Origin of the sequence: Paraburkholderia sp. BL6669N2 (genome assembly GCF_003387275.1) — a bacterium.
Taxonomy (GTDB): Bacteria; Pseudomonadota; Gammaproteobacteria; order Burkholderiales; family Burkholderiaceae; genus Paraburkholderia.
The window spans coordinates 4206280-4227372 of sequence record NZ_QUNA01000001.1 but is presented as its reverse complement, the minus strand read 5'-3'; the positions used below and the strand labels follow the sequence as shown (position 1 = coordinate 4227372).

Sequence of the window (21093 nt, the reverse complement as noted above, 5' to 3'; positions counted from 1 at the left end):
CTGTGCTTCGTCAACTGACGCTCGATCTCGGCACCCCGCCGCCATCGACATTCGACAATTTCTTCGCCGGCGCCAACGCCGAGCTGGTCACGCGCCTGCGCGAGCTCGAGAACGCGCTCGCAGCCGGCCCGGTCGCCGATCGCACGTTCTACCTGTGGGGCGAGTCCGGCAGTGGCCGCACGCACCTGCTGCAGGCGCTCGTGCACGAAGCGTCGCCGGGGCACGCGCGTTTCGCCGGTCCGCAAAGCAGCCTCGCCGCGTTCAGCTTCGACCCGCGCGTCGCGCTCTATGCGATCGACGATTGCGACGGCCTTTCGGCCGCGCAGCAGATCGCCGTCTTCAACCTGTTCAACGAAGTGCGCGCGCATCCCACCAGCGCATTGGTCGCCGCGGGCAACGCGCCGCCGATCGGCATGACGGTGCGCGAGGATTTGCGCACGCGCCTCGGCTGGGGCCTCGTGTTCCATCTCGCGCCGCTGCCGGACGAAGGCAAGGCCGCGGTGCTCAAACACGCGGCGCGCGAGCGCGGCATCATGCTGGCCGACGACGTGCCGGCCTACCTGCTCACGCATTTTCGGCGCGACATGCCCAGTCTGATGGCGCTGCTCGACGCGCTCGACCGCTTCTCGCTCGAACAGAAACGCGCGGTCACGCTGCCGCTATTGCGTACCATGCTCGCTTCGCCCGACGTCGAAGAACGGCGCGCCGGGCCGAGCTCGGCGGCCTCATCCGCGTCGTCCGCCGCTTCAAGTAAAATAGGCCCCCATGGCTAACCTCGCACTCTTCGATCTCGACCACACGCTCATCCCCACCGACAGCGACCACGAATGGGGCCGCTTCATGGTGAAACACGGCATGGTCGACGCCGAAAATTTCGCCCGTGAAAACGACCGCTTTTTCGCCGACTACAAAGCCGGCAAGCTCGACATTCACGCCTATCTGATCGCGATGCTCACGCCGCTGTCGAAGTACACGCGCGCGCAACTCGCCGACTTTCACGCGCAGTACATGCACGAAGTCATCAAGCCGGCCATTTTTCCCGTCGCGCTGGAACTGGTGAAGCAGCACCGCGAAGCCGGCGACCTGTGCTGCGTGGTGACCGCCACCAACGAATTCATCACCCGCCCGATCGCTCAGGCATTCGGCGTCGACACGCTGATCGCCTGCGAAGCGGAAACCGTCGACGGCGAGCGGCATTCGCCATACACCGGCCGCCCCACCGGCACGCCCAGCTACAAGGAAGGCAAGATCGTGCGCACCGAAGCGTGGCTCGCCTCGCTCGGCAAGACGTGGAGCGACTTCGAGCACAGCTTTTTCTATAGCGACTCGCACAACGACATTCCGCTGCTCGAAAAAGTCACCGACCCAATCGCTACGAATCCCGACGACACATTGCGCGCCCATGCGCAGGCCAAAGGCTGGCGCATCCTCGAACTCTTCCAACCCTCGTGATCAAAAAATTTATCCGCAAACTATTCGGCCAGGATTCAGCGCCCGCTGACGAGAGCCTGCCCGCCGAAGCCGAAGCAGACGAAACCGGCAGCGCCCCGGCGCGCACAACGTCGAGCGCGAGTAAAGCGCGCCGCAAGCCCGCTCGCTCCGCCGCGCCCGTGAAAACCGTGCGCGATCCGGACGTGCCGGTCATCATTCCGCACGACGTGCACGGCATCGACCAGGCGCTGATCTCGAGGAACGCGATTCGCGTGACCGAAGGTCTGCAACAGGCGGGGCACCGCGCGTTCATCGTCGGTGGCGCGGTGCGCGATCTGCTGCTCGGCATCAAGCCGAAAGACTTCGACGTCGCCACGGACGCCACGCCCGAACAGGTGCAAAAGCTGTTCCGCCGCGCGCGCATCATCGGCCGGCGGTTTCAGATCGTGCACGTGCAGTTCGGCCAGGAAATCATCGAGACTTCGACATTCCGCGCGCTGGTCGATCCGCCCGCGGCCGACGCGCCTCCGGCGCGCCGCCTGAAGCGCGACGAACTCGACCGCCGCACCCACGCGGTGGACGCAAGCGGCCGCGTGCTGCGCGACAACGTGTGGGGCGAGCAGCACGAAGACGCCACGCGCCGCGACTTCACGATCAACGCGATGTATTACGATCCGGCCACGCAAACCGTGCTGGACTATCACAACGGCATGGCCGACATGCGCGCGCGTCTGCTGCGCATGATCGGCGACCCGGCCACGCGTTATCGCGAAGATCCGGTGCGCATGCTGCGCGTGGTGCGTTTTGCCGCGAAGCTCGACTTCGAGATCGAGGACAGCACCCGCGAGCCGATCGCCAACATGGCCGATCTGATCAACAACGTGCCCGCCGCGCGTCTGTTCGACGAGATGCTCAAGCTGATGCTGTCGGGCCATGCGCTCGCGTGCTTGAAACGCCTGCGTCAGGAAGGCCTGCATCACGGCCTGCTGCCCTTGCTCGACGTGGTGCTGGAGCAGCCCATCGGCGAAAAATTCATCACGCTCGCGCTGAACAATACGGATGCCCGCGTGCGCGCCGGCAAGCCGGTTTCGCCGGGCTTCCTGTTCGCTACGCTGTTGTGGCACGACGTACAGCAGCGCTGGCAAAAATTTGAAGCGAACGGCGAATATCCGGTGCCCGCACTGCATCGCGCGATGGACGACGTCCTCGACATGCAAACGGAGAAACTCGCGATCCACAAGCGCTTCTCGTCGGATATGCGCGAGATCTGGGGCCTGCAGCTGCGCCTCGAAAAACGCTCGGGAAGAAGTGCGCTGAAGCTGCTGGAACACCAAAGATTTAGAGCGGGGTATGATTTCCTCCTGTTGCGCTGCGAATCGGGCGAACTCGATGAGTCGGTCGGTGCGTGGTGGACGGAGTTCATAGAAGGAGACATCGCCGCGCGTGAGGCATTGCTCACGCAAGGCGGGAAGGACCGAAGCCCCAGAAAACGACGGCGGCGCAGCAGTAGCGGTAGAAACCGCAAGCCGGGGGACGGATTGGAGGGCGGCACGCCAGCCGAACGCACAGCCGACGACGCAGGCCATGACGGCTCGCACGAAGACTGATATGGCGTTCGCTGTTGCCGTCGAACGATAGTTGCAGGAAGTTATGCCATGACGGTTGCTTATCTCGGCCTCGGCGCGAATCTCGGGGACGCGCGCCAGACCCTGAAAGACGCGGTGGTGTGCCTCGCACAACAGCACACCATCACCGTGCTCGCCAAGTCGAGCCTGTATCGCACTGCCCCGATCGACGCGGGCGGCGACGATTATTTCAACTGCGTCGTGCAGATCGAGACGACGCTCCCCGTGCGGCATCTGCTTGCGCTCTGCCACAAGATCGAGCATCAGTTCGGCCGCGAGCGGCCGTTTCGCAATGCGCCGCGCACGCTCGACCTGGACATCCTGCTGTTCGGCGATCAATCGATTGACGAAGCCGATCTGATCGTGCCGCACCCGCGTTTGATCGAACGCGCATTCGCGCTGGTGCCGCTCGTCGAGATCGATCCCGCACTCGTGATCCCGCAACACGGCCGCGCGGAAGCGCTGCTCAGCCGTGTGAGCGATCAGCGCATCGAGAAAGTGAAAGGACCTTGCCAGTGTCCCATGCTCAATGCATTGGTCGCAGGCAAGAGCACCGCTCCTAAAGGCCGTTGCGAATGAATTCAACGCCGCTCACCGTCACCGCGCCGCAACTGCGGCCTCCGTTCGGCTATCTCGCGATCGAAGGCCCGATCGGCGTCGGCAAGACCTCCCTCGCACGACGCCTCGCGCAACGCTGGTCGATGCAGGAACTGTTCGAACGCCCGCAGGACAATCCCTTTCTCGAACGCTTTTATCGCGACACCGCGCGGTACGCGTTGCCCACGCAATTGCACTTCGCCTTGCAGCGCGCGCAGCAAGCTCAGGACGTGAGCGCGGCGCACGTATCGGGCACGCCGCTGGTCGCCGATTTCATGACGCAGAAGAACGATATCTTCGCGCGTCTGACGCTGCAGGAAGACGAGTGGCAGTTGTATCGCGCGCTCGCTGCGCGGATCGATGTCAGCGCGCCGGCTCCAGACTTCGTGGTCTATCTGCAGGCGAGCCCGGAAGTGCTGTTCGCGCGCATCCAGAAGCGCGCGGTGCCCATGGAACTGCAGATTTCCGACGCGTATCTGCACGCCCTGTGCGACGCTTACAACGAGTTTTTCTATCACTACGACCGCACGCCGGTGCTGACGGTCAACGCCGAACACCTGAATCCGCTCGACTCGGACGCGGACCTTGCGCTACTCGCCGAACGCATCGAAACCATGCGCGGCCGCAAGGAATTCTTTGTCAAAGGCACGTCGCTGTAAGCGGCGCGGCCAACTCTCTTTTCTCAACGGATTGACCCCATGACCTATTTGCAGGAAGCGAGCCGGAACGCCGTCACCGTGCCGAAACTGCAGGCAATGCGCGATGCCGGCGAAAAAATCGCCATGCTCACCTGCTACGACGCGAGCTTCGCCGCGCTGCTGGATCGCGCGGGCGTCGACGTGCTGTTGATCGGCGATTCGCTCGGCAATGTGCTGCAAGGCCAGACCACCACGCTGCCCGTGGCGCTCGCCGACATCGCGTACCACACGGCTAGCGTGGCGCGCGCGCGGCCCGCGGCGCTGATCGTGGCCGACTTGCCGTTCGGCTCCTACGGCACGCGGGAAGACGCGTTTAGAAGCTCGGTGGAGTTGATGCGCGCCGGCGCGCAGATGGTGAAGCTCGAGGGCGGCGAATGGCTCGCGGACACGGTGCGCTTCCTGGTGGAGCGCTCGATTCCCGTGTGCGCGCACGTCGGTCTGACGCCGCAATCCGTGCATGCGTTCGGCGGCTTCAAGGTGCAAGGCAAAACCGAAGCGGGCGCTACGCAGTTGATGCGCGACTCGCTCGCCGTGCAGCAGGCCGGCGCGCAATTGATCGTGATGGAAGCGATTCCGACACTGCTCGCAAGCGATGTCACGAAGCAATTGCGTATTCCGACGATCGGCATCGGCGCGGGCCTGGATTGCTCGGGTCAGGTGCTGGTGCTGCACGACATGCTGGGCATTTTCCCCGGCAAACGGCCGCGCTTCGTGAAGGATTTCATGCAAGGGCAGCCGAGTATTCTGGCGGCTGTGGAAGCCTATGTGGCGGCGGTGAAGGATGGTTCGTTTCCCGGCCCGGAGCACACTTTCTGAATTTCAAGCGATAGAGAATGCGGTAGAACGGGCATCTTCGTGCCCGTTTTGAGACCTCTCCGATATCGCATGCAAAGCCGGTGGTCTATCTTCGTCTTCCTGTTTATGCGGCTTGGCCGCGAGCCGAGGAGAGACCACCATGAGCCCTTTTTGTCTGATCGACGTCGCGGGAATCCGCGACCACGCCACCGTGCCGCATGACGTGCGCGAATCCGCTTGGCACGCGCGGTTGAGCGTCTTGATGTCTCGGTTGTTGCGTGTATTTCATAGTTGAGGCGCGGCCTGCGGCCTACGCCGCGTTTTGTTTGTCGCCGTTAGCGGCTTCGCGCTCTCGCCTCTATCAGTCCACGATTCGCGCCGGAACTGCGCCTCGCAGTGCATTGCACACCATTAGCGCTTCGGCATTTTGCAGATCGGTCCGTGTCAGCACACGTTCGCCCGCCTGTAGCTCCGAAGCGTCATCGAGCAGAACGCCGCGCATCACGCCGGGCAGCACGCCCGACGCAAGCGACGGCGTCCACCAGCGTCCAGCCAGTTTCACAAACACATTCGAGCGGCCACCTTCGGTCAACTCGCCTTGCGCGTTGAAGAAAAGCGTGTCGAATGCGCCCCTTGCTTCGGCTTCGCGCCAGCCGCGATCGTAGTCGGCGCGGCGCGTGGTTTTGTGGAGCAGCAGCGGGTCGGCGGCATCGGTTGCCGGGAATCCGTGATCGGGTCCGAGCAGCACGCCGACGGTCGATCCGGCTAACGGCGTCAACACCGCGGCCGTGATCTGGATCGTGCCGTTTTTGCTCAGCGCAAGCCGCATGCGATGCGGTGTGTGCCCGGGTAGCGAGGCGCACTTCGCCGCGATCTCCGCGCCAATGACGTTTGTGTCGTCGAGTTTGAAGCCGAGCGTCGCGGCGCTCGACGAGAGTCGCGCGAGATGGCGCGACAGATGCCGAACGCCCTCTTCGCGCGTCGCATACATCGTTTCGAATAGCTCGAAGCCCGGCTCGGCGCCGGTCAGAAAGCTGGCCTTCAATTGGCACTCCGCGTATTCGTCGGCGGGGACGCTGTCGAGCACGATGCCCGCGCCGACGCCCATCTTGCCTTTCAGTTGGCTGGTTTGCTTCGACGGGCTCAACGTCAGCGTGCGAATCGCGACGGACAGGCAGAAGTCGCCGCAGTCGGACTGGTTTGCTTGAGACGCGGCTGCGTCAGTTTTGCTGGTAGCCGCTGAAGGCCCGTCCAGCCAACCAATCGCGCCGGTATAGAGCCCGCGCGGCGTGCCCTCGAGTTCATCAATCAACTGCATCGTGCGATGCTTCGGCGCCCCGGTGATCGAGCCGCAAGGGAACAGCGCGCGCAGTATCTGAGCGAACGACGTGGCGGACTTGAGCGTCGCCTCCACCGTCGAGGTCATTTGCCACACCGACGCATACGGCTCGACCGAGAACAGCGCCGGCACCTTTACCGAACCCGTCTGCGCCACCCGCGACAGATCATTGCGCAACAGATCGACGATCATCACGTTTTCGGCGCGATTCTTCGGATCGTTGCCGAGGAATTCCGCAGCGCGCCGGTCCGCCGCGGGATCGTCCGAGCGCGGGGCGGTGCCTTTCATCGGCCGCGCACGCAACATCGCGCCGTGCTTTTCGATGAAGAGTTCCGGTGAGCACGACAGCACCCACCGGTCGTCAGGCAGCGAGATCAGCGCGCCAAACGGCACCGGCTGACGCGCCCTCAACCGCCGATAGAGCGCGGCCGGCGAGCCGAATACATCGAAGCCGAGCCGATACGTGTAGTTGACCTGATAGGAATCGCCGGCGCGCAGGGCCGCGTGAATCGCGTCGATCGCAGCGTTGAACTGCTCGGGGTCGACGCTTGCGCGCACGTTGGCCGTACCCGCCACCGACGGCTCGGCCGCGCCTTCATCGCGCGCCATGAGCCACGCGTCGACCTCTTCACGACTGAGCTTCTCGCAACGTTCGAACAATAAAAAACGCAGCGTGGCATCGCCACGCTGCGTTTTCAGAGACCGGTGTGCTTCCGAGTCGAGAAGATTCCGGCCGAACTCATAGTCGGCGAGCACGACGGCATGCAAACCACGCTGCGTCTCGGCGGCCACGGTTTCGCACACGGCTTCGAGCTGTGCGGCGTTCGCACATACCCGTTCATGCACAAAACCCGTGTACAGACGACTCGAACGGCGCGCCGCCGTGGCGTCGCAATCGTCGAGCAACGCGAAAACCGCGCCGCACTCATCTGCCGTCATACCTACCGCCGACTTCAAACCGCCGTTAATCGAAGAAGCTCTTCACCCGGTCGAACCAGCTCTTGCTTTGCGGGCTATGCCGCGAGCCGCCCTCGACCAGCGCCTTTTCAAATTGCTCGAGTAGATCGCGCTGCGGCTCGGTGAGTTTGACCGGCGTTTCGACTTGCACGTGCACGTACAGATCGCCGGCAATGCTCGAACGCAGCCCCTTGATGCCCTTGCCACGCAGACGGAACGTCTTGCCCGACTGCGTGCCTTCCGGCACGGTAAAGCTGGCGCGGCCCGCCAGCGTCGGCACTTCGATTTCGCCGCCGAGCGCCGCGGTGGTGAACGGAATCGGCATCTGGCAATGCAGATCGTCGCCGTCGCGTTCGAACACCGAGTGCTGCTTGATGTGAATCTCGACGTACAGATCGCCCGACGGACCGCCGTTGATACCCGGCTCGCCGTTGCCGGCGGAGCGGATCCGCATGCCGTCGTCGATCCCTGCCGGGATCTTCACTTCCAGCGTCTTGGTTTCCTTCACCTTGCCCGCGCCGTGGCAGTGCGCGCACGGGTCAGGAATGTAGGTGCCGGTGCCGTGACACTTCGGGCAGGTTTGCTGAATGCTGAAAAAGCCCTGCGACATCCGCACCGAACCCGAACCGCTGCAGGTCGGGCAGGTTTCCGGCTTGGTGCCGGGCTTGGCGCCCGAACCGTGGCAGATTTCGCACGAGACCCAGCTTGGCACGCGAATCTGCGTGTCGTAGCCGTGCGCGGCCTGCTCCAGCGTGATTTCCATGCTGTAGCGCAAGTCGGCGCCGCGATACACCTGCGGACCGGCGCGGCCGCCGCCGCCGCGTGCGGCGCCACCGGCCGCCTGGCCGAAGATGTCGCCAAAAATATCGCCGAATGCGTCGGCAAAACCGCCGAAGCCTTGCGCCCCGGCACCGCCCATGTTCGGATCGACGCCCGCGTGGCCGTACTGATCGTACGCGGCACGCTTTTGCGAGTCCGAGAGCATTTCATAGGCTTCCTTCACCTCTTTGAAATGCCCTTCCGCATCCTTGTTGCCCGGATTGCGGTCGGGGTGGTGCTTCATCGCCAGCTTGCGATAAGCCTTCTTGATTTCGTCGTCGCTCGCGTTCTTTGCGACGCCCAGAACCTCGTAGTAATCCCGTTTCGCCATATCGGTTCAACGCCACTCGCGCAATGCGCACGGTGGCTCCTCTTGAATGCTGGAGTCTCACGACTCGTCCGGCCGCTGTTTCACGCCGCCTGAATGCGGCTCAAAACAACGCCCTCCATAAAACAAATGTGCCCGGAGAGCCTAAAAGGCTCGCCAGGCGAGATAACCGCTCTTGCACGTTTGCTGTCCCGCAGTTAGACAAAGCAGGCGCAGTCTCGGTGCAGCCGGGCCGCACACAAGGCTGTGTGCGGCTTTACGGTCGAAAGACGACCTGGCTTTAGTCTTTCTTGACTTCCTTGAACTCGGCGTCGACCACGTCGTCCTGCTGCTGGCTTGCGCCACCAGCCGTTGCGCCCGCGCCTGCCGCGCCCGCTGCCGCCGCTTCCGCGCCTTGCGCGGCCTGCATGTCGGCGTACATCTTCTCGCCCATCTTCTGCGAGGCGGTGGCAACCACTTCGATCTTGGCTTCGATCGCGGCCTTGTCGCTCGAACCGCTCTTCAGCGTTTCTTCGAGATCCTTCAGCGCGGCTTCGATCTTTTCCTTCTCGGCAGCTTCCAGCTTGTCGCCGTATTCGGTGAGCGCCTTCTTCGTGCTGTGGACCAGCGCGTCGCCCTGGTTGCGGGCATCGGCCAGTTCACGCAGCTTGTGGTCTTCTTCAGCGTTCGCTTCGGCGTCCTTCACCATCTTCTCGATTTCGGCTTCGGACAGACCCGAGTTCGCCTTGATCGTGATGCGGTTTTCCTTGCCGGTCGCCTTGTCTTTCGCGCCGACGTGCAGAATGCCGTTCGCGTCGATGTCGAAGCTCACTTCGATCTGCGGCGTGCCGCGCGGCGCCGGCGGAATGCCTTCCAGATTGAACTCGCCCAGCAGCTTGTTGCCGGCCGCCATTTCGCGTTCGCCCTGGAACACCTTGATCGTCACGGCGCCCTGGTTGTCGTCAGCCGTCGAGTAGACCTGTGCGTGCTTGGTCGGGATCGTGGTGTTCTTGTTGATCATCTTCGTCATCACGCCGCCGAGCGTTTCGATGCCGAGCGACAGCGGGGTCACGTCGAGCAGCAGAACGTCTTTACGGTCGCCCGACAGAACCTGACCTTGAATCGCGGCGCCCACGGCCACGGCTTCGTCCGGGTTCACGTCACGGCGCGGATCCTTGCCGAAGAACTCCTTGACCTTTTCCTGCACCTTCGGCATGCGAGTCATACCGCCGACCAGAATCACGTCATCGATTTCGCCGACCTTCACGCCCGCGTCCTTGATCGCCACGCGGCACGGCTCGATCGTGCGTTCGATCAGTTCTTCAACCAGCGCTTCCAGCTTGGCGCGCGTGATTTTCAGGTTCAAGTGCTTCGGACCCGACGCGTCGGCCGTGATGTACGGCAGGTTGATTTCGGTTTGCTGGCTCGACGACAGTTCGATCTTCGCCTTTTCAGCCGATTCCTTCAGGCGTTGCAGCGCGAGCACGTCTTTCGACAGATCGACGCCTTGTTCCTTCTTGAACTCGGCAATGATGTAATCGATGATGCGCTGGTCGAAGTCTTCGCCGCCCAGGAACGTATCGCCGTTCGTGGAGAGCACTTCGAACTGCATTTCACCGTCGACGTCAGCGATTTCAATGATCGACACGTCGAACGTACCGCCGCCCAAGTCATACACCGCGATCTTGCGGTCGCCCTTTTCGGCCTTGTCCAGACCGAATGCCAGAGCGGCTGCGGTCGGTTCGTTGATGATCCGCTTCACTTCCAGACCGGCGATGCGGCCCGCATCTTTGGTAGCCTGACGCTGGCTGTCGTTGAAGTACGCGGGAACCGTGATCACGGCTTCGGTGACCGGCTCGCCGAGATAATCTTCAGCGGTCTTCTTCATCTTGCGCAGCGTTTCCGCCGAGATTTGCGGCGGCGCGAGCTTCTGGTCGCGCACTTCGATCCATGCGTCGCCGTTATCGGCTTTCATGATCTTGTACGGCATCAGCGCTATGTCTTTCTGAACTTCTTTTTCTTCGAAGCGGCGGCCGATCAGGCGCTTGACCGCGTACAGCGTGTTCTTCGGGTTCGTGACCGACTGACGCTTCGCAGGCGCGCCGACGAGAATCTCGCCGTCTTCCATGTAAGCGATGATCGACGGCGTGGTGCGCGCGCCTTCCGAGTTCTCGATCACCTTGACCGAATTGCCTTCCATGATCGCCACACACGAGTTGGTCGTGCCGAGGTCGATGCCGATGATTTTGCCCATTTTTTCCAATCTCCTAACTTTGATCGCTGCGGGAATCGCCTTGTTTGCCCTGCTTGCGGTAAGGCGATCCGCTCTCAATTCATACCTGCACTCAACATAAGTGCGTCCGCATCGTTTTCAAGACCTCTTTTACGATGCGGTCTTTAATTTTTTTCAATTGGGCGAACTTTTGCCCAAATTTGTTCCATCGGCCTGAGCGACGCTCGTGGCGTCGGCCGTTTTGCCCGCCCGAAACTTCTCTGGTGCGGCCGCGAAACGCGACTACGAATTCCTTGAGCCTCAAGGCCTCGCCAGTCGAGCCGCTTGCTGCGGTAGAAGAACCCCGTTGGCATGCCTTGCACAATGAAGCGCCGACCCGGGTCGGGATGCCCGTCAAACGTTGCTGCGACACCATTGAGGCCGAGCGCGGTAGCATCGACGGGAAGGTCAGCCATGGCGGCCACCTGCCGGACGAAACGGCTTGCCTCGCCCTGTGGCGTTTACTTCGGTGCTGCGACGGTCACGAGCGCCGGACGCAGTACGCGATCGGCAATCACGAAGCCCTTCTGCAGCACGGCCACCACGGTGTTCGGCTCCTGCTCGGCCGGCACCATGGAAATGGCCTGATGACGGTGCGGGTCGAACTTCTCGCCGACCGGATTCAGGGCGACGACGCGGCCCTTCTCGAGCGCGCCGGTGAGCTGACGCAGCGTGAGTTCGACGCCTTCGCGCACCTTCTGCAGATCGTCGGACGAGTGGGCGACCGCTGCCTCGAGACTGTCGATCACCGGCAGCAGATGCTCAGCGAAGCTCTCGATAGCAAACTTGTGCGCCTTGGCGACGTCTTCCTGAGCGCGGCGGCGGACGTTTTCGGTCTCAGCCTTGGCCCGCAGGAAACTCTCCTGCAACTCGGCGATCTTCGCTTCAGCTTCGGCCAGGGCCGTCTGCTCTGCATTGACCGGCGAGTCGGTCGCGGCGTTGGCCGCCGCTTCCTGCTGGGGTGCTGCGGCCTCGGCGGCCTGGCGCGCGGTTTCGTCGGCGGGCGTGGGATTCTGGCTCGTCGGGTTCTCTTGCGTGTTTTCCATGTCGCTGAAAGTCGTTAAATGGGTGAAAGCGAGGTAAAAGCCAGCGGTGGCAGGCAACACATCAAACCTGGCGCGGTTTGTGCGTTGCAAAATCGCGACAGACAACTTCGCGAGTCACCGCAAATCAAAACGGCAGATGAGGCCGGGAACAACCATTTCAAGCGGTTCTCCCGGATCTTTTCGCACCAGGGATGAGTGGCGGAAATGCCCCGTTACAACCATTTTTGCTGCGCAATCAGATTGAGATTGAGTGCGATCGGCAAGTGGCCTATGCTCCATTAAAGCATCGGAAAAGACGCGTTAACCCTAATCTGACGTCAACCTTTCCGATTTATTGCAATTCCCACCTGATTCGCCCGTCTTTATCCTGAACCTTCCTGAGGGGAGTACCGTGAAACTGACCTTTGCAATCTCGGTGGTCGCATTGGTTCTGATTGCGGGCACCACGACCATCTGCATGTCCGGGGCCGTCAACGACCACACTACCGAATACGGCGGCGTGCACGCGACCATGGAACAGCTGTTCAACCCCCACCTGAAAGTTTGTCGATAGTGCGCCTGTCGCGTTTAGTCGGCCGGCCGTGCAAGGCGGCCGCCGGTTCGCGATACGTCTTGCGCCGCTCCTGTTCGACCTGCCGCTTCACCTTGCTCTCCTCGGTTTCCGCATAAAGCGTTTGCGCGACGCTCGCCGGGCCTCGCACGTCGCACACGCCCAGCACTTCCACCTGCCAGACAATCCGCTCGATCTCGATCTCGACCAGGTCGCCGACCCGCACGTCTTTAGCCGGCTTGACGGCGGCACCGCCAATGCGCACGTGTCCTTTTTCGACAGCGTCCGCCGCGAGCGAGCGCGTCTTGAAGAAGCGCGCCGCCCAAAGCCATTTGTCGATGCGCAGCTTCGCGCCCGCGTCAGTTTCAATGCTGTAGTTCATGAGCCTGTTCAAGCTCCTGTCGTATGCGGCACCGGCAACGCCTGCACAGGCCAGCCTTGCAGGTTCTGCGCAACGATTTCGCCGAGCGCGGCAATCCACGCCTGCGAGGCATTCAGGCAAGGAATGCGATGGAAATCCTTGCCGCCTGCATGGAGGAATTCGTCGCGCACTTCCATGCCGATTTCTTCGATCGTTTCAAGGCAATCAGCCGTGAAGCCCGGACAGAACACGTCGGCGCGCCGAACGCCCGCCGCGCCCAGTTCCTTCAACGTGGGCGCCGTGTACGGCTGCAGCCATTCGGCCTTGCCAAAGCGCGACTGGAACGTGATACGGCATTCCACCTGCGTCAGTTCGAGCGCCTGCATCAACAGCGCGCCGGTCTGCTGGCATTGCTCGTGGTACGGGTCGCCGAGATCCAGCGTGCGCTTGGGCACCCCGTGGAAACTCAGCACCAGCTTGTCGCCCGCCGCGAAATCCGGCCGGCCATGCTGATGCCAGTAGTGATGCACCTGGGCGGCAAGCGCCGCAATGTAGGCCGGATGATCGGCGTACTGGCGCACCGTGCGAATTTCCGGCTGATTGCGCATGCGCTTGAGCGCCGAAAAGGCGTCGTCGAACGCGGTGGCGGTGGTCGAGGACGAGTACTGCGGATACATGGGCATCAACAGCACGCGCTCGGCGCCCGCCAGCTTGAGCTGGTTCAGCATGGCCGGGATACCCGGCGTGCCATACCGCATCGCGTAATCGACCAGCACGGTGTAGTCATTCAATTGCAACAGATGGCGCAGGCCTTCCACCTGCTTTTCCGTGTGAACGCGCAGCGGCGAGCCCTCCGGCATCCACACCGCAGCGTATTTCTTGGCGGAGGCGACGCCCCGAATCGGCAAAATCAGCAACCGCAGGATGATCTGCCAGAGCAGCGCCGGAATTTCGACTACGCGCGGATCGGACAGAAACTGCGCGAGATAGCGGCGTACCGCGCGCGGCGTCGGCGCGTCGGGCGTGCCGAGATTGATCAGCAGCACGGCGACACGGTGTGACGTAGCGTTTTGTGAGGGCCGCTCGAGGTCGAAGCGCATAGGCAGCAAAGCACCGGTGTTGGCGGAGAGTCAGTTCAGGTGGGATTCATTATAGCGGCGCGGTTCACGCACCAGTCCGCCGGACACCCCTGGCCATTCGGCCAATTGGCAAGCCGCGCGCCGTCACGCATTATTTGCAGCAGGAGCAGCAGCCAGACGCGGCTGCGGCCAGGAGTCGAAGCCGTCTACTGCTGGCTGAGGGTCAGCGAAAGCAGGCGCGCGGTGATATCCACAATCGGGATCACGCGGTTGTAGGCCATGCGGGTCGGCCCGATCACGCCGAGCGTGCCGACGATCTTGCCGTTCACCTCGTACGGCGCGGTGACTACGCTCATTTCCTCGATCGGTACGAGATTCGACTCGCCGCCGATGAAAATCTGCACGCCCGCCGCGTGACTCGACACGTCGAGCAACTGAAGGAGACTGGTTTTTTGATCGAACACATCGAACAGCTTGCGCAAGCGCGCCATGTCCGACGAAAGGTCGGCCACTTCGAGCAGATTGCGCTCGCCGGAAATCAGCACGGTTTCGCCCGTGTCCGATTCGTCCGTGCTGGCCGTGACGGCGGCGTGCATGAGGGTGGTCATGTCGCCGCGCAGTTCGTCGATTTCTTCGCGCAGACGGCGCCGCACGTCGTCGAACGAAAGGCCCGCGAAGTGTGCGTTGATGTAGTTGGAGGCTTCGACCAGTTGCGAGGGCGAGAAGTCGCGCTGAGTCGCCATGATGCGGTTCTGCACGTCGCCTTCCGGCGTCACGATGATCAGCAGAATGCGCTTGTCCGACAAACGCATGAACTCGATCTGCTTGAACACGTGGCTGCGCCGCGGCGTGAGCACCACCCCGGCGAACTGCGACAGGTTGGACAGCACGCTGGCCGCCGCCGCAACGATTTTCTGCGGCTCGCCTGCCTGCAGCGTAGTCTTGACCGTACGCGTCACGGCTTCTTCGTCCGCGGCGGACTCCACGGTGAGCATGGTGTCCACGAACAGCCGGTAACCGCGCGGTGTGGGAATGCGGCCCGCGGAAGTATGCGGACTGATCACGAGCCCCAGGTCCTCGAGGTCGGACATCACGTTGCGGATCGTCGCGGGACTCAGTTCGAGGCCCGAATAGCGCGACAACGTGCGCGAGCCGACCGGCTGACCTTCGGCGATGTAGCGCTCGATCAGCGTTTTGAGGAGGGTTTGTGCGCGAGGATCTAGCATGAGGGAAAATTTTAGCTCAATGGCACGACTACCGCGAGCGCTAGGGGCGCTCATCCCTGACGAACGCGCCGCCGTTTGCCAAAGCGGCGCTCTGCCTCCGGTCCGGCCTGCGAGCCGGCGTTCCGCCCGGCGCTTTGCCGACCGCCTTGCGAGCCACCTTCTGGGCGGCCCGGCTGCCGGCACCCCGCCGCACTTTAACCGGCGCACGTGTCATCAAGGCTTCACCATTCTAACGACAATCGCGAGATGTGCTGACAGCCCGCGCGCGCCGGCCCGCTACCGGGTCTGTCTGCGGTTCTTTTCAGGCCCTACCTATGGTGTAATGCCGGCATGCAAGTGACCAGCCAGTTCAAGACCGTCGCGCTCGTCGGGCGCAACAACACGCCGGGCATCGCCGAGCCGTTGACCGCGCTCGCCTCGTGCATCGCGAAGCGCGGCTTCGAGATCGTATTCGAAGCCGACACCGCCGCCGAGATCGGCGTGACCGACTATCCGGCGCTGCGTCCCGCCGAGATCGGCGCGCGCGCCGACGTTGCGGTCGTGCTGGGCGGCGACGGCACCATGCTCGGCATCGGCCGCCAGCTGGCGCCGTACCGCACGCCGTTGATCGGCATCAACCACGGGCGGCTCGGCTTCATTACCGACATCCCGATCTCCGACATGCGCGAGATCGTGCCGCAAATGCTGTCGGGCAATTTCGAGCGCGAAGAACGTGTGCTGCTCGAAGCGCGCATCATGCGCGGCGGCAATCCAATCTATCACGCGCTCGCTTTCAACGACGTGGTGGTCAACCGCAGCGGCTTCTCGGGCATGGCGGAGCTGCATGTCTCGGTGGACGGCCGCTTCATGTACAACCAGCGCTCGGACGGCCTGATCGTGGCCACGCCCACCGGTTCGACCGCTTATGCGCTGTCGTCGCAAGGGCCGATTCTGCATCCGCAATTGCAAGGTATCGTGCTGGTGCCGATCGCGCCGCACGCGCTGTCGAACCGGCCGATCGTGCTGCCGGACGACTCGAAGGTGAGCATCCAGATCGTTTCCGGGCGCGAAGTGAACGTCAATTTCGACATGCAGTCGTTCACCTCGCTCGAATTGGGCGACACGATCGAAGTGCGCCGCTCGCGTCATACGGTGCCGATGCTGCATCCGGTCGGCTACAGCTTCTTCACCACGTTGCGCAAGAAGCTGCACTGGAACGAATACCCGTCGCACGAAGAAGATCCCAAGCCCTGAGCGGCAAGAAATCCGGAACGCGAACGCCGCCGCGGCCGAAACCCGAACATCAAGCTCACCAGACGACCTCCATGCTTCGCCACCTCTCGATACGCGACTTCGTCATCGTCGCCGCGCTCGATCTCGAATTCGACAGCGGCTTTACTGTTTTCTCCGGCGAAACCGGCGCCGGCAAGTCGATCCTGATCGACGCGCTGGCGCTCGCGCTCGGCGCGCGCGCCGATGCGAACGTCGTGCGCACCGGCGAAAGCCGCGCCGACATCACCGCGGAATTCGAGACTCATGCGCAGGTCGAGCAATGGCTCGACGAGCAGGCGCTCGGCACGACCGGCGACGACGGCCATCATGGCGGCACGGTCATGCTGCGGCGCGTGGTGGATGCCAACGGCCGCTCGCGAGCCTTTATCAACGGCACCCCGGCGACGCTCGCGCAGTTGCGCGAGGTCGGCGAAATGCTGGTGGATATTCATGGCCAGCACGCGCACCAATTGCTGATGCGTCCCGACGCGCAGCGCGAACTGTTCGACACCCACGCGGGCCTGTCGGACACCGCGGCAAGCGTCACACGGGCATGGCGTGCGTGGCGCGAGAAGATTCAGGCGGTCGAGCACGCGCAAACGCGCGACCGTGAACTGCAACTCGAACGCGAGCGTCTCGCCTGGCAACTCACTGAACTGGACAAGCTCGCGCCGCAACCGGGCGAGTGGGAAGAAGTCAACGCCGAGCACCGGCGGCTGTCGCATTCGGCCAATCTGATCGACGGTGTGCAAGGCGCGCTCGGCGCGCTGTCCGAATCGGACGAGGCGATGATCACGCATCTGGCCTCGATCGTCTCGAAGGTGCGCGATCTGGCGGAGATCGATCCGGCCTTGAACGACGTGCTGGCCGCGCTGGAACCCGCCGAAATCCAGTTGCAGGAAGCGGCTTATTCGCTGAGCCACTACGCGCAAAAGCTCGAACTCGATCCGGACCGGCTCGCGCAAGTCGAAAAGCGTCTGGACGCGTTGCACTCGGCAGCGCGCAAGTTTCGTCTGCAGCCGGAAACGCTGCCTGAGGAACACGAGGCGCGTCGCGCGCAACTGGCCGCGCTCGACGCGGCCGCCGACCTCGACAGCCTGCATGCCGCCGAAGCCAGGGCCAAGGAAGCTTTCCTGACCGAAGCGAAGAAACTTTCGAAGGCGCGCGCCAAGGCCGGCAAGGCGCTGGGCGCGGCGGTCACAACCGGCATGCAGGAACTGTCGATGAAAGGCGGCAGCTTCGAAGTCGCATTGGTGCCGCTGCCCGAAGGCGGCGCGCATGGGCTCGAACAGGTCGAGTTCCGCGTCGCCGGTCATGCCGGCGTGCCGCTGCGGCCGCTCGCGAAAGTCGCCTCAGGCGGGGAACTGGCGCGGATCAGCCTCGCGCTCGCGGTCATTGCCAGTGCCGCCAGCCCGACGCCCACGCTGATCTTCGACGAAGTGGACACGGGCATCGGCGGGGGCGTCGCCGAAGTAGTCGGGCGGCTTCTGCATCAGCTCGGCCAGCAGCGTCAGGTGTTGTGTGTGACGCACTTGCCGCAAGTGGCCGCGCGCGGCGACCATCACTTCCAGGTGGCGAAAGCGGGGAACGGCAAAGGCGGCACGGTCAGCAGCGTGACCTCGCTCGACAAGGCGAGCCGCGTCGAAGAAGTCGCGCGCATGCTCGGCGGTTTGGAGATCACGCCGACCACGCGCAAGCATGCGAAGGAAATGCTGGCGGCGTAGCTGTTCGTTGGCTGGCGGATGTCTCGCCACCCTTCATGCCGTTTCGGAGAGCGAACGCCACGAGTTCGCTCGCACCGCCATCCAAAGCATCGAGCTGCACAATCCGCTCGCACAAACTGCGAACCTGCCATCAACCCTCAGCCAAACACGCGTTTCCACAAGCCCAGCACCGCTTCGCGCTCCTTAGCCACCAGCGCCGGCTCGACCCGCGCCTTCTCCATTCCATCCAGCCGCAGCTGGTGCTGCAACTTGCGGTATGTGCGATACGCCGCGCCGACCGTCTCCGCTTCCGCCTCGCTCATCAGGCCGAAGCGCGACACTTCCCGCAGCAACGCGATGTTGCCGGTATTGCGGATCAATTCGGGATCGCTCGCCGCGTGCAGCAACACCCAGTACTGCACGGTGAATTCGATATCCACCATCCCGCCGCTATCGTGCTTCAGGTCGAACAGCGCCGTGTGGTTCAGATGCCCGGCTTCGACGCGCGCGCGCATCTCGACGATCTCTTTCATGAGCGGCGCCGCTTCGCGCGGCGTGGTCAGTACCTGTTCGCGGATCGCCTCGAACTTGGCGCCGATTTCGGCGTCGCCCGCGCAGTAGCGCGCGCGGCTCAACGCCTGGTGTTCCCAGACCCACGCCGTATTGGCGGCGTCGCCCTCGCGCAACTGGTAGCGGCGGAATGCGTCCAGATCCGTGACGAGCAGACCAGACTCGCCGTTCGGCCGCAAACGCAAGTCGACGTCGAACAATGTGCCGGCGCCGGTCGCGGTTGTCAGCCAGGTGATCAGGCGACGGGTGTAGGTTGAATAGACGTCGGCTGCGGCATCGTCGGGGTCGTCGTAGAGGAAGATGAGGTCGAGGTCGGACGCATAGCCCAGTTCCTTGCCGCCCAGCTTGCCGTACGCGATCACCGCGAAACGCGGCACCTCGCGGTGGCGTTTCGGCAACTGGTTCCAGACGGCCTGGAGCGTGACGTCGAGCACGGCGTCGGCGAGTTCGGACAGCCGGTCGCTCACGTGCTCGACACTCAGCTTGCCGGCCAGATCGATTAACAGAATGCGAAACACCTCGGCCTGGTGGGCATGACGTAGCAGATCCATCTGCTGCTCGACGCCGTCCGCCGCGGCCAGACGCAGGCGCAGCGTGCGTTTGAACTCGGGCCAGTCGAACGGGCTATTGATCGCTTCATCGTCCAGCAATTCATCCAGCAATTGCGGATGGCGGATCAGATAGCCCGCTGCCCAACGCGAAGCGCCAAGCACTGACAGCACACGATGCAGCGCTTGCGGATATTCGGTCAGCAGGGCGAGATACGCGCCGCGCCGGCTCACCGCTTCGAGCAGGTCGAAGAAGCGCGCCACGGTATCGGCCCGGCGCTCCGCGGGCTCCAACGTGCGCGCGGCTTCGAGCGCCCGTTGCGCGACGATGTCGAAGCGTTGCCGGCTGCGCTCGGCAAGCCCCGCGTAACGCGACGACTGCCAGATCGCGCGCAGCCGCGCGAGCAGTTCGCCCGGCTCGGCCACGCCAAGTTCGACGAGGCGTGCCCGCAGGGCTTCGTCGGCGCTGTCGTCGGCGAGCGCGCTGCTCCAGACCCACGCGGCGGCGCCGTCTTCGGGTGCGCCACAGCCATCGCGGCCGTTCACTTTGTCGGCGAAAATCTGGTCGAACTGCTGTTCGACGAATTCGCGATGGGCGTCCAGCTTCGTCATTAGTGAGGCGTAGTCGTCGCAGCCCATCGCGTGGGCGAGCGCCGATCGTTCCTCCGGATCGACCGGCATCGCATGGGTCTGCGCGTCGTTGCGGTATTGCAGCCGGTGCTCGAGTTCGCGCAGGAAACGATAGGCCTGCGAGAGCTTCACGCAGACCGACGTATCGAGCAGCCCATGCGTGGCCGCGTGACGCAGCACCGCCAGTGTTGGCCGCACGCGGAAGCCGGCGTCCTGGCCGCCACGGATCAACTGGAACACCTGCGCGCTGAATTCGATTTCGCGGATGCCGCCCCGCCCGAGCTTGATGTCGTCGGCCTTGTCGGGCCGCATCGACGCGCGCCGCTGCGCCTCCTGGCGAATCTGCAGATGCAGCGCGCGAATCGCGCTGATCACGCCGAAGTCGAGATAGCGGCGGTAGACGAACGGCGTGACGATCGCGTCGAGTTGCTTCTGCAGCCGTTGCGCCGCATCGCTCGCGCCTTCGGACACGAGGCGCCCTTTGATCCAGGCGTAGCGCTCCCACTCTCGGCCTTGCACATAGAAATACTCTTCGAGCATGCCGAGACTGCACACGAGCGGCCCGGAGTCGCCGTTTGGCCGCAGCCGCATATCGACCCGAAATACGTAGCCGTCACCGGTTATTTCGGCGAGGGCGCCGATCAGGCGCTTGCCGAGGCGTGTGAAAAAGTCCTGCGCGGCGATCGGCGAACGCTGGCCGCCCGCGGTCTCGCCGTCCTCTTCATAAATGAAGATCAGGTCGATATCCGACGACACGTTCAGTTCGCGCCCGCCGAGCTTGCCCATGCCCACCACGCCGAGCGAGAGCCGTTCGCCTTGCGGCCCGCGCGGCTCGCCGTATAGCGTTTCGAGTTCCGCCGACAGGACGGCGAGCGCGCGCTGGATCGTCGTCTCCGCGAGGTCGGTCATCGCGCCGGTCACTTCCGCAACATCCGCCTCGCCCGCCAGATCGCGCTCCATCACGGCGCAAAAGACCTCGGTGCGCAATTGGCGCAAGGCCCGTTTGAGTGCATCTTCGTTTAGCGGCGCGTCGGTTGCGCCGGCCGCCTCGGCGCACAAAGCGTCGAAACGGGCGTCGATACGCTCGCGCGTCAGCGGCGCGGACGCAAGCGCCGCGACCCGCGCCACGAGTTGCGGACGGGCGGTCGCAGCGCGCGCCGCGTAGTGTGAATAGTTGGAACTCAGGAGAGTGGCGTCAGTCATCAAAGGTCTGGCTCGCTCGTTGCTTGATCAGCGTGGTTCAGTTCGCAGTAGTACACGGTTGCGGCGGTCGCGGCCGCCTCCCGCAA

The 21093-nt window shown here is 63.6% G+C and carries 18 protein-coding genes; 9 read left to right on the top strand and 9 right to left on the bottom strand.

What is annotated here, in order from left to right; translation table 11 throughout:
- Nucleotides 1–2: 2 nt before the first annotated feature.
- From hda to panB, 6 genes are read left to right on the top strand one after another with little or no spacing between them, the layout of a single operon-like run.
- On the top strand, nucleotides 3–773 hold the full coding sequence (hda, locus tag B0G80_RS19210; RefSeq protein ID WP_106284481.1) for a DnaA regulatory inactivator Hda: 771 nt from the start codon (nucleotides 3–5) through the stop codon (nucleotides 771–773).
- The gene (locus B0G80_RS19205) at nucleotides 766–1452 is read left to right on the top strand and encodes an HAD family phosphatase (RefSeq protein WP_106284482.1); all 687 of its coding nucleotides are present in this window, start codon (nucleotides 766–768) and stop codon (nucleotides 1450–1452) included. Before hda ends, B0G80_RS19205 begins: the two co-directional genes overlap by 8 nt.
- Nucleotides 1449–3038 (top strand): polynucleotide adenylyltransferase PcnB, encoded by a 1590-nt coding sequence (gene pcnB, locus B0G80_RS19200; protein WP_116119018.1) that lies wholly within the window; start codon nucleotides 1449–1451, stop codon nucleotides 3036–3038. Before B0G80_RS19205 ends, pcnB begins: the two co-directional genes overlap by 4 nt.
- Nucleotides 3039–3086: 48 nt before the next feature.
- Entirely contained in the window at nucleotides 3087–3635 is a 549-nt protein-coding gene (gene folK / locus B0G80_RS19195) for a 2-amino-4-hydroxy-6-hydroxymethyldihydropteridine diphosphokinase (RefSeq protein WP_106284484.1), read from the top strand.
- Nucleotides 3632–4312: a deoxynucleoside kinase gene (locus tag B0G80_RS19190; RefSeq protein WP_116119017.1), complete on the top strand. Its 681-nt coding sequence runs from the start codon at nucleotides 3632–3634 to the stop codon at nucleotides 4310–4312. Before folK ends, B0G80_RS19190 begins: the two co-directional genes overlap by 4 nt.
- 39 nt (nucleotides 4313–4351) lie before the next feature.
- Nucleotides 4352–5167: a 3-methyl-2-oxobutanoate hydroxymethyltransferase gene (gene panB / locus B0G80_RS19185; protein WP_106284486.1), complete on the top strand. Its 816-nt coding sequence runs from the start codon at nucleotides 4352–4354 to the stop codon at nucleotides 5165–5167.
- Nucleotides 5168–5507: 340 nt separating this feature from the next.
- Here panB and pabB read toward each other — a convergent pair whose 3' ends face one another.
- From pabB to grpE, 5 genes are all read right to left on the bottom strand, one after another.
- The gene (gene pabB / locus B0G80_RS19180) at nucleotides 5508–7424 is read right to left on the bottom strand and encodes an aminodeoxychorismate synthase component I (protein ID WP_116119016.1); all 1917 of its coding nucleotides are present in this window, start codon (nucleotides 7422–7424) and stop codon (nucleotides 5508–5510) included.
- A 25-nt stretch (nucleotides 7425–7449) separates the two neighbouring features.
- Entirely contained in the window at nucleotides 7450–8592 is a 1143-nt protein-coding gene (dnaJ, locus tag B0G80_RS19175; protein WP_116119015.1) for a molecular chaperone DnaJ, read from the bottom strand.
- 277 nt (nucleotides 8593–8869) lie between these two features.
- A complete protein-coding gene (gene dnaK, locus B0G80_RS19170; protein WP_106284489.1) occupies nucleotides 8870–10822 on the bottom strand; it encodes a molecular chaperone DnaK in 1953 nt (650 codons plus the stop codon).
- A 143-nt stretch (nucleotides 10823–10965) separates the two neighbouring features.
- Complete coding sequence (locus tag B0G80_RS45300) at nucleotides 10966–11256, bottom strand: hypothetical protein (RefSeq protein ID WP_147309876.1); 291 nt, start codon at nucleotides 11254–11256, stop codon at nucleotides 10966–10968.
- A 45-nt stretch (nucleotides 11257–11301) separates the two neighbouring features.
- Nucleotides 11302–11886, bottom strand: coding sequence for a nucleotide exchange factor GrpE (gene grpE, locus B0G80_RS19165; RefSeq protein ID WP_106284490.1), 585 nt, complete (start codon nucleotides 11884–11886; stop codon nucleotides 11302–11304).
- A gap of 391 nt (nucleotides 11887–12277) precedes the next feature.
- On the opposite strand from grpE, the gene B0G80_RS45915 reads away from it, so the two are divergent.
- Nucleotides 12278–12439 (top strand): hypothetical protein, encoded by a 162-nt coding sequence (locus tag B0G80_RS45915; RefSeq protein WP_012431795.1) that lies wholly within the window; start codon nucleotides 12278–12280, stop codon nucleotides 12437–12439.
- Here B0G80_RS45915 and B0G80_RS19160 read toward each other — a convergent pair.
- The 3 genes from B0G80_RS19160 to hrcA form a co-directional block, all read right to left on the bottom strand.
- Complete coding sequence (locus B0G80_RS19160; protein WP_116119014.1) at nucleotides 12411–12818, bottom strand: RNA-binding S4 domain-containing protein; 408 nt, start codon at nucleotides 12816–12818, stop codon at nucleotides 12411–12413. The genes B0G80_RS45915 and B0G80_RS19160 overlap by 29 nt on opposite strands.
- Nucleotides 12819–12826: 8 nt before the next feature.
- Nucleotides 12827–13897 (bottom strand): ferrochelatase, encoded by a 1071-nt coding sequence (hemH, locus tag B0G80_RS19155; RefSeq protein ID WP_116119013.1) that lies wholly within the window; start codon nucleotides 13895–13897, stop codon nucleotides 12827–12829.
- Nucleotides 13898–14082: 185 nt separating this feature from the next.
- A complete protein-coding gene (gene hrcA, locus B0G80_RS19150; protein WP_106284494.1) occupies nucleotides 14083–15102 on the bottom strand; it encodes a heat-inducible transcriptional repressor HrcA in 1020 nt (339 codons plus the stop codon).
- 330 nt (nucleotides 15103–15432) lie between these two features.
- Here hrcA and B0G80_RS19145 point away from each other — a divergent pair, with 330 nt between their 5' ends.
- Nucleotides 15433–16335 carry an NAD kinase gene (locus B0G80_RS19145; RefSeq protein WP_106284495.1) on the top strand — a complete coding sequence of 301 codons (903 nt, stop codon included), beginning with the start codon at nucleotides 15433–15435 and terminating at the stop codon, nucleotides 16333–16335.
- Between the two features lie 71 nt (nucleotides 16336–16406).
- Entirely contained in the window at nucleotides 16407–18077 is a 1671-nt protein-coding gene (gene recN, locus B0G80_RS19140) for a DNA repair protein RecN (RefSeq protein ID WP_116119012.1), read from the top strand.
- Between the two features lie 137 nt (nucleotides 18078–18214).
- On the opposite strand, the gene glnE is transcribed toward recN, so the two are convergent.
- A complete protein-coding gene (glnE, locus tag B0G80_RS19135; protein ID WP_116119011.1) occupies nucleotides 18215–21007 on the bottom strand; it encodes a bifunctional [glutamate--ammonia ligase]-adenylyl-L-tyrosine phosphorylase/[glutamate--ammonia-ligase] adenylyltransferase in 2793 nt (930 codons plus the stop codon).
- Nucleotides 21008–21093 lie beyond the last annotated feature (86 nt).